The sequence below is a fragment of the Isoptericola luteus genome, from assembly GCF_020297055.1.
Lineage (GTDB): Bacteria > Actinomycetota > Actinomycetes > Actinomycetales > Cellulomonadaceae > Isoptericola > Isoptericola luteus.
This window is the reverse complement of sequence record NZ_JAIXCQ010000020.1, coordinates 1-9,199: the sequence shown is the minus strand read 5'-3', so window position 1 is coordinate 9,199 and position 9,199 is coordinate 1. Positions and strand designations below refer to the sequence as shown.

Genomic DNA, 9,199 nt, shown 5'->3' with positions numbered 1-9,199 from the left:
CGGGGCCTGAGCCCCACAGGCAGACCCCGCGGGCGCCCGCCCCCGACGCCCCCTCCCCCCCCCCCCCCGGCGTCGGCGGGGCGTCCGCGCTTCGGCCCGACACGACGTCGAGGGCCCGCTCCCGTGCGGGTGAAGTTCTGACGGTGGGTACAGCCGTGCCCCAGGCCGTTCTCCGCTCCTGCCGCGGGCTCGCCCGCAGGGCCAAGTCACCAGGTGACGCTCGGTTTCCCTCGGCATCTTCGTCGCCAGGCGTCAGCGCCCATGAGCTCCGTCCTGACCGTCACCGCCGTGGGCGTACGCCGGGCGTCGACCCTGCCAACGGTTGCTGACCCGCAGAGCCGGACGAAGACTCGAAGCGCCCACCACCGCTGACAGCTCCGGGGGAGACCATGGTCGACACCTACGGGTTCGACGCCGCCTACGCGTCCACCGTCGACACCGCTAACCGGGCGCTCGACACATGGTTCGGCAAGCAGCCGCCGTTGCGGCTCCACTACGACGGCTCGGACACGGCCGACCAGGCGAAGATCGCCCTGTCGAGTGCGTGCCGGCCGTGGCAGATCGTCCGGGGCGGCAGCAACAAGCTGCTCCGGTTCGCGGTGCCGCTCGCCTCCGGCACCCTCGAGGTGGAGGCTCCGAGCCAAGGGATCGATCACGCATCCTTCGACCTGGGGGGTGTCTCCGTCGTCGTCGAGGTCCAGCTCGGGTGGTTCCCGCACGGCCCGGAGCAGACGGCAGCCGGCTCGGGAGGCGGCACGGCGCGGGCCCTGGCGCTGAACCTGTCGACCCGCGGGGCCGGGGTCGGTGACAGCACCCCCGGGGCCGTGACGACGGTCAGCGTCTCCGACCCCGGCAACAAGCTGTCGGAGCTCGGGTCGGCCGTGCTGGCGGAGGTGTTCCCCGATGTCCTGATCGCCCATCGGGCCGACGTCGGGCACGTCTTCGCCACGCTCGTCCCGGTGCCGGACGGCGCCGACGCCTGGATGAACCCGACGGCTTGGGACTACTTCTACCAGGAGTCCTCCCAGGGGCCCGCGGTGCTCTGCGTCCTGACGGTGGTCACCGGTCGCACCCTGCCTGCGACGTCCGCGTTCGACGCGTCCGTGCTCGTCGCGGGCGCCGACAGGTTCGCGGTCGTCAGCGGCCTGCAGCTCCTGACCCACGGTCTGCTCCCAGCGCTGCCGAAAGCGTTCGGCGGCGGGACGTTCGCCGTCACGCCCACGTCGGACACCACGGCGACGATCGTCAACGTCGGGCCCGTCAGGACCAGGACGACGAGCTGGGGCGCGGACACCTACTACCCGCACATCGACTCGTACGCGTTGTCGATCGACGGGTCAGACGTCGTCACCGCCGTGCAAGGGCGGTGCGACATCACCGGCCTCGCGGACGCCTACATCACGTTCAGCGGGACCAAGACGGCGGCCATGAGCTATTCACCGGACACCGGGGCCCTGTCCACCGGCAGTCCGTCGGGCCGGATCGACTCGTCCAAGCACATCCCTTGGTACGACTGGGTCTTCGGCGCCCTCTCCGGCGGCATCGGCATCGCCATCATCGACGGCGTCATCTCGGCGGTCACGGACACCGTCACCGCTTCCGTCGCCGACGCGGTCAGCACCTCCCTCGATGCCTCTATCGCCTCCACGGCCCTGGCGGTCTGCGACTGGGCAGGCCCACGGACCGATCCCACCGCGGGGGGGCTGAGCGGCGCGCTCTGGCTCGCCGGCACGGTGTCCACCAACTCGCGCTGATCTCCGCTCGATCCCTCTGGTTTCCGCTGACGTCTGCTGACGTCCGTTGACGTCCCGTCGATGCACCCGAAAGGGAAGACCCATGACCACCACCGCGCAGACCTCCTCCGACCGGACCACCCGCGGCGTGCCCGCGCACGAGCGAGCCACCGCGTCCGCCCTGGGCGCCGGCGGGGGCAAGGAGGTCGACACCTACGACTGGGACACCTCGTTCGCCATCCGCTTCGGTGACGCGAACGCGGCCATCACCCAGGGCTGGTCGAACGTCCAGGACGACGCCAAGAAGGTCTCGGCAAGCTCCGACGGCTACGGCCTCACGGCGACCCTCGGCCCGTGGCAGCTCGCCCTCGGCGGCGACGGCAGGAACGTCTGGATGAACCTGCCCGTGATCGACGGCTCCCTGCAGCAGCCGGCCGGCGGGCCGGTCGGTCTGGCAGGCGCGACGTTCGAGGTCGAGATCAACCTGCAGTACGTGCCCAACCCCGCGGCCGAGGCGAACCACCAGCTCACGGTGGACCCTGGCGGAACCGCGACCAGCGTGCGGGCCGTCACCGGCGTCGACCTGAGCCCCATCGTCGAGGGGATCGTCAAGGAGCTCGCGAACCTCTGGCTGGGGGCGAACCTGGCGGCCTTCAACCACGTGTTCCACGACCTCGACCTCAGCCAGAACATCGACACCGACGAGACGTGGGCCTTCATCACGCCCACCGCGGTGTCCTACGCGGTGACGGACGGCGGGACCATGGACACCTCGGTGTTCGGAGTGCTGACGATGACGGGCGGACGCCCGGCCCCGGAGACGCACCAGGTCAGCCCCAACGCCATCCCGGACGGCTCGAACAGCGGCTTCAACATCTCCGGCCCGATCTTCACCGACAAGATGCTGCTGACGGGGGCGGCCCTGCAGTTCGAGCAGCCCTCGTCGGTGACGTCGAAGGAGCAGGGGTCCCCGGAACGCCAGAAGGCCTTCGACGACTGGGTGGCGGCCAGCTTCTCCATCACGAACGACGGGATGACGGTCACCAACTCCGCGGCCATGACGCTCGGCAGCTTCGTCGACGACGGCGGTCACACCCGCGCACTGAAAATCCCCGCCACGGACTTCAAGCTCTCGGTCGACTACTCGTTCGTCGAGGTCCAGTTCGTGGACCTGGCATACAGCTTCAGCCCCGGCATCGACGTGCACATCAACTACACCCAGCACTTCACCGCGGGGCTCGCGGACGGCAAGGACGCCCAGGGCAACGCCGTGAAGGTCTTCACGCTCGAGAACCTGGACCGCGACTGCACGGTGAGCGTCACCAAGAGCAGAGAGGTCCAGATCACCCAGATCCTCACGGGCATCGGTATCGGCATCGCGGGTGCAGTCCTGGGCGGCATGGCGGGCGAGGCCGTGGGCGCGCTGATCAAGGGAGCCGGGCAGGCCGCGGCGGACGGCGCCGCCATCGCCGCGGAGGGCGCCAGCATGACGATCGCCGACGGTTCGGGCGAGGTGTCGGCGCAGGCGACGACCCTGGCCGCCGACGGGGCGGCGACGGCCGGTGCGGAGGCAGCCGGCGCCACGGGGGCGAGCATGTCCGGCTTCCTCGCGCGCGTCGCCCCCAAGCTGGTGGGCGCCATGATCGGCGCCGGCATCGGCGGCACCCTCGCCGCGATCCCCGACTTCGTCGTGCTCGCCGCGGGCGACGACTTCGACAAGCTGCCCTCGTTCACCACCTTCGCCGAGCGGTGCATCCAGGCGCACAACTGGCCCGGTCAGTCGGGCTACAGCTTGAAGACCGCCTCGCTGGCGTCGGCGTTCCAGCTCGGGGGCGACCTGACGTGGTGAACGCGGTCGTCGCCCCCTCCGGGCCGGCCGGGGTCGCGGACGGCGAACCTGCCTTCACCTACGGGTGGGACACGGTGTCCGCGATCCCCGTGCCGCACGTCAACGCCGCGATCGTCGCCGCAGGGTCGAGCCCGCCCGGCTTCGAGCACGTCCCGGCCGACGGCGGCTCCGCCGCGGTGCGCGCCACGTTCGGACCGTGGCAGGTGACCAGCGGCGGGGACGGGCGCAACCTGCGCATGAGCGTGCCGATGCCCGTGGTCACGCTCGGGACCACGACGGTCGAGGACGTCGTCGCGACGATCGAGATCACGCTGGCCGACCTGCCGCACACCGAGGCGGTCCCGCCGGCACGAGGGACCCTGCGCAAGCTCGTGCCGCGCACCACGACCCACGATCCCGTCGACGACCCCGTCGTGGTGGTCGTCGACGTCGGCGCACCGCACCCTCTCGGGATCGTGCAGAGGGCCGTCATCAGCGCGGGGCTCTCCGCGTGGGCGAACACGAACCTCGACCAGTTCACCCACGTGTTCGCGGTCGTGAACATCGACGACGAGATCGACGGCGACGCACAGTGGGCGTTCGTCACGCCGTCCTACCTCGACTACGCCTACCTCGACGGCGCGTCGGCGGACACGAGCGTCTTTGCCGTGCTGTGCACCACGGGCGGCCGTCCCGGCGACCGGCTGACGCCCCAGGTGTCGCCGAACGCCATCCCGCAGGGTACGGGCGGTGGCTTCCTCATCTCGGCAGAGCGCTACCTGACGGACCTGATGGTCCCCGCTCTCTGTCACTGCTACCCGGGTCTGGACGCCGACGCCGTGAGCGTCGCGAGCGACGCGTCCTCGGTCAACCTCCGCCCCGGCGTCGCGGTGTCCTTGCCGCCGGTGAGCCATGACGGGAGCTCGTACCGTCCCGAGCTCACCCGGCTCGACATCCTCGTGCGCGGCCAGACCGTCCAGATCACCTCGCAGACGAGGACAGCGGTCAGCCCCGGCATCACGGCCATCACCGACGCCACGCACTGGTACCACGTCACGCTCGTGACCCGCGACGACGGCTCCCAGACCCTCGAGTACGTCGAGTCCCAGCCCGCCTCGGTCGAGCACAGCACCGAGCAGGAGCCCGGCATCGAGATCCTCAAGTGGATGATCATCGCGGCCACCACCATCGGCCTGATCGTGGCCGGGATCCTCACCGACGGTGCGGCCTTCGTCGTCGCGGCCGTCGTCATCGGGGCACTCGGCGGCCTCGCCGCCGCCGCCCCCGAGATCATCGCCGTGGCCAACACGGACGCCTCGCCGTCCATCGACGCACTCGTGGCCAACACGTCCGCCCCCATCGTGTGGCCCGACGTCGCGTTCCGTCTCAGCAGCGCCGGGCTGAACGAGTCGCTCCAGCTCGGGGGCACGCTCGACAAGACGCGAGTCAGGAACCTTCCCTCGACCGTCGTCGGGCCGACCTGGCCCACCGGGTCAGCAGGTAGACGACGACCCCGGCGGCGAGCAGCACCCCCGCGAGCGCCCAGTGCTGCGCCTCCTGCTGGGTGAGCAGCAGCAGGCACGAGGCGATCGCCAGCACGGGGATCACCGTCGGTGACCGGAAGTGCTCGTGCTCCACGTGGTCGCGGCGCAGCACGAGCACGGCCGTGTTCGTCGAGAGGAACACGAAGAGCAGCAGCAGGACGACGGTCGACGCCAGGTCGACGAGCTCCCCCGTGGCGGCGAGCACGATGGCCAGGGCGGTGGTGACGGCGATGGCGACGCCGGGCGTCCGGCGGCCGGGCAGCACCCGCGCGAGCGGCGAGGGAAGCAGGCCCTGCCGCGCCATGCCGTAGGTGAGCCTGCTGGTCATGATCATCGTCAGCAGCGCGCCGTTGGCCACGGCCACGAGCGCGATGACGGCGAACAGCTCGGGGGGCACGGCGCCCGCGACCCGGACCACCTCGAGCAGGGGGCCCGTGGACTGGGCCAGCTCGTCCGGGGGCACGACCGCCGGCGCGACGAAGCCCAGCAGCACGTACACCGCGCCGGCGGTCGCGAGCGCGGCGAACAGGGCGCGGGGGTAGACGCGGGAGACGTCGCGGACCTCCTCGGCCAGGTTGGCCGACGTCTCGAAGCCGACGAAGGAGTAGAACGCCACCAGCGCGCTGCCCAGGACGGCGAGGCCCACGGACGTGTCCGCCGGCGGCGTGAACGCCCCGGCCAGGTCGGCGTCGCCGCGGCCGATCACCCAGGCGCCCAGCACGATGACCAGCACCAGGCCCGCGGACTCGATCGCCGTCATCACGACGTTCGCCCGCAGCGACTCCTTGATGCCCCACGCGTTGACGAGCGCCACGACCAGCAGGAACACGATCGCGGCGGGCACCTGCGGTACGTCCAGGAACGCTGTCAAATACTCGCCGGTGAACGCCAGCGACAGCCCGGCGGCGCTCACCGTGCCGGCCGCCAGCATGCAGAACCCGACGAGGAACGCGAGGAGCGGGCTGCGGAACGCCCGCTCCGCGTACACGGCCGAGCCGCCCGCCTGCGGGTACTTGGTCACGAGCTCGGCGTAGGAGAACGCCGTCAGCAGGGCCATGGCGAGCGCGACGACGAACGACAGCCAGACGAGGCCGCCGGCGTCGCCGGCCATCTCCCCGATGAGCGCGTACACGCCCGCGCCGAGCACGTCGCCCAGGATGAACAGGTACAGCAGCGGGCCGGTGACCGCCCGGCGCAGGCCGGGGCTCGCCGCCGTCATCCGCCGACCGCCGTCGTGTCGTGCGCCATGCCCACGGGCTTGGACTCGGGCGACCCGCGTTCGCGCAGGTAGATCGACAGCACGACCATGCTCAGCACGGCGAGCATCTCGGACTGCCAGTTCTGCAGGGTGCGGCTCCAGAAGTCGGGCATGGTCAGGTACTGGGCCCACGGGGCCGGGTCCTGCAGGTCACGCATCTGCTCCTCGCTGAACGCCACGGCTCCCCCGGCGGACTGCGCCACCCACGACGCGACGAAGATCGCGCCCATCACGAGCGAGAGGGACCGCGAGTAGACCGAGAGCCGCCAGCCCCGGACCTTCGCCCACGACGGCGAGCCCGGCTCGGCGTGCTCGCCGACCTTCTGCTCCTCGTCGGACTCGCGCCCTGCCCCGCCGACCTTCTTCGACTCGGGCGACCCGCGCTGGACCAGCCACACGGTCGCGGTGATGAACAGCAGGAACTGGAGGAACTCCGACTGCCAGTTCTCGGTGACGTCCACCCAGAACGCCGACGACGTGACGTACCGGCCCGCGGTCACGGGCTCGAGCCCCGCCGCCACCTGGTCCGCGTTGAACACCGCGACGCCGCTGACGGCCTGGCCCGCGAGCGACAGCAGGAAGAACAGGCCGAAGAAGATGCTCAGCGAGCTTCCCCGCAGCGGGCGCGGCAGCCCCCTCATCGGTGCGCCCCCGCGATCAGGAACGCCAGGACCAGTCCGACGACGATGAGCAGGATCGTCGTCCAGAACAGTGCTCGGGCCTCCCTCATGCCTCCACCTCACAGTCGTAGGGCCGCTGGGGGCGTGGCTCGCACGCCGCCGCGGTGATGACCCACCCGTCGCCGGACAGCGCGAGGAAGTACGTGTCGTCGCCGGTGGCGACCTGCGCCTGGCGGCCTGCGACGTGGGCTTCCTCCACCTGGGCGGGGCCGTCGGTGCCGACGAGGTCGCCGAACGGTCCCGCGGGGTCCATGACGGCCTGCGGGCACGGCTTCCCCGCCTCCTGCTCGAGCGTCGCCGCGGCGTCGGGCAGCAGGAGGCGGCAGGCCGCGTCCCCGTCCCCCCGCCGTCACGGCCTCGGTGAACACCGTGACGACGTCCTGGGCCTGCGTGACGTCCGGCCCGGCACAGCCCGCGAGCACGGCGGCGGCCCCCGCCGCGAGCGCCGCCGTCGTGCCGATCGGACGGCGCACCACCACGTTTTTCTGGGCCACCAGCGCCTCCGGTGAATGTCACGGATGAGATTTGCTCTGGCCTCATCGTGACCACTTCGCCGGAGGTCGCAACCGGGAGGAGCGGCCCGGGGGCCGGCGCGCGCCTCCCGACCTCAGTCCTTGTGCAGCGCGTCCTTGACGGCGCCGGCGGCCTTCTCGAGCCCCGACGGCTTGGGAGTGGTGCCGTGCAGCCGCTCGTCCGGCTGGGTCGGAGGCGGCATCGGGACGCCGCGGACCGGCTCGGCCACGTACTCGAACTCGCCCTTGCCGTCGGGGGCGGGGCCGCTGGCCCAGCGACCCTCGGAGGCCTGCTCGCCGTCGGAGAAGTTGATGTACTGGTAGGACGCCGAACGGTCCTCCTTGCCGAGCGGGAACGTGCTCGGCACCGGCAGCTCCTCGACGCCCTCGTCGCGCAGCTCCTGCGCGGCGGCGATCCACTGGTTCTGGTGCATCGTGTCCCGGGCGAGCAGGAAGGCGAGCAGGTCCCGCACCCCCGCGTCGTCGGTCATGTGGTAGAGCCGGGCCACCTGGAGCCGGCCCTGCATCTCGGCGTTGGCGTTGGACGTGAAGTCGGCCAGCAGGTTACCGCTCGCCGTGACGTAGCCCGCCGTCCACGGGTTGCCGTTGGAGTCGACCGGGCGGGCGCCGGCGCCCGCGACGATCGCGTGCTGCGGGTCGGTGCCCCCGATGATCGCGGCGACCGTGGGGTCGTCCTGCACGGCGCCCTCGACCGCCCCGACGGGCGCCTTCTCGAGCAGCTGGGCGATCATCGTGGCCAGCATCTCGACGTGCCCGAACTCCTCGGCGCCGATGCCGTAGAGCAGGTCGCGATACTTGCCGGGCAGGTGCGCGTTCCACGACTGGAACCCGTACTGCATGGCCACCGTGATCTCGCCGTACTGCCCGCCGAGGACCTCCTGCAGCTTGCGGGCGTAGACGGCGTCGGGCTTGTCGGGCTTGGCCTGGTGCTGCAGCTCCTGGCGGTGAAAGAACATGGGTGCTCCCGTCCGAGGGCGTGCCCTCGACCTGGTCGGGTGCCGCGCCTCGGCTCGACGCGAACCTCACCACGGTCACCCGCCGCCCGGTCGCCCGCACCCGGAGCAGCCCGCCTGGCCCCGCGGCGGCAGGCGTCGTTGCGGGGAGGTACCAGGCGTGATTGCGTCGGCGGATGAGCGAACCTGATGGCCGGACCCGCAACGTCTTCGTGCTGGGCATGACCGACCTGCAGCGCAAGGAGCTGGAGAGCATGCGGCACGCCGCGCGCTACTCCTTCCACTCGTTGCTCGACTACGACACGCTCGTGAGGGACACGGACTACGACTTCGACGAGCTGCTCGACCAGGCGCGCACCGAGCTGGCCGCGTTCTCCGGGCCGGTCGACGCCATCGTGTGCCACTGGGACTTCCCGAGCTCGCTCCTGGCGCCGATCCTCGCCCACGAGCACGACATCCCCGCACCGTCGGTGACGAGCATGCTCAAGTGCGAGCACAAGTACTGGAGCAGGCTGGAGCAGCAGCAGTCCGTGCCCGAGGTGGTGCCCGGGTTCGCCGCGTTCGACCCGTTCGCCGACGACGCCCTCGAGCAGGTGGACCTGACCTACCCGTTCTGGGTCAAGCCGGTCAAGGCGCACTCGTCGAACCTCGGCTTCGAGATCCACGACGA

7 protein-coding genes and 1 pseudogene are annotated in these 9,199 nt (G+C 71.3%); 4 read left to right on the top strand and 4 right to left on the bottom strand.

All coding sequences use genetic code 11. The features are described from left to right. The first annotated feature begins 389 nt into the window (after window positions 1-389). The 3 genes and pseudogenes from LEP48_RS18050 to LEP48_RS18040 form a co-directional block, all read left to right on the top strand. Entirely contained in the window at window positions 390-1,754 is a 1,365-nt protein-coding gene (locus LEP48_RS18050; protein ID WP_225566591.1) for a TULIP family P47-like protein, read from the top strand. An 82-nt stretch (window positions 1,755-1,836) separates the two neighbouring features. Beyond that, window positions 1,837-3,582: a TULIP family P47-like protein gene (locus LEP48_RS18045; RefSeq protein ID WP_225566590.1), complete on the top strand. Its 1,746-nt coding sequence runs from the start codon at window positions 1,837-1,839 to the stop codon at window positions 3,580-3,582. Continuing rightward, a pseudogene (locus LEP48_RS18040) lies at window positions 3,483-4,976 on the top strand (TULIP family P47-like protein); the annotation flags it as partial. The gene LEP48_RS18045 and the pseudogene LEP48_RS18040, both read left to right, overlap by 100 nt. 31 nt (window positions 4,977-5,007) lie before the next feature. Here the strand turns inward: LEP48_RS18040 and LEP48_RS18035 are convergent. The 4 genes from LEP48_RS18035 to LEP48_RS18020 all read right to left on the bottom strand — a co-directional run bounded on the left by LEP48_RS18035 (window position 5,008) and on the right by LEP48_RS18020 (window position 8,532). Then, on the bottom strand, window positions 5,008-6,324 hold the full coding sequence (locus LEP48_RS18035; RefSeq protein ID WP_225566589.1) for an APC family permease: 1,317 nt from the start codon (window positions 6,322-6,324) through the stop codon (window positions 5,008-5,010). Then, on the bottom strand, window positions 6,321-7,004 hold the full coding sequence (locus tag LEP48_RS18030; protein ID WP_225566588.1) for a DUF6766 family protein: 684 nt from the start codon (window positions 7,002-7,004) through the stop codon (window positions 6,321-6,323). Before LEP48_RS18030 ends, LEP48_RS18035 begins: the two co-directional genes overlap by 4 nt. An 85-nt stretch (window positions 7,005-7,089) precedes the next feature. Continuing rightward, window positions 7,090-7,296, bottom strand: coding sequence for a hypothetical protein (locus LEP48_RS18025; RefSeq protein ID WP_225566587.1), 207 nt, complete (start codon window positions 7,294-7,296; stop codon window positions 7,090-7,092). A 354-nt stretch (window positions 7,297-7,650) separates the two neighbouring features. Beyond that, window positions 7,651-8,532 carry a manganese catalase gene (locus tag LEP48_RS18020; protein WP_225566586.1) on the bottom strand — a complete coding sequence of 294 codons (882 nt, stop codon included), beginning with the start codon at window positions 8,530-8,532 and terminating at the stop codon, window positions 7,651-7,653. Between the two features lie 173 nt (window positions 8,533-8,705). On the opposite strand from LEP48_RS18020, the gene LEP48_RS18015 reads away from it, so the two are divergent. Continuing rightward, on the top strand, window positions 8,706-9,199 hold a 494-nt coding region (locus tag LEP48_RS18015), incomplete at its 3' end, for an ATP-grasp domain-containing protein (protein WP_479691271.1).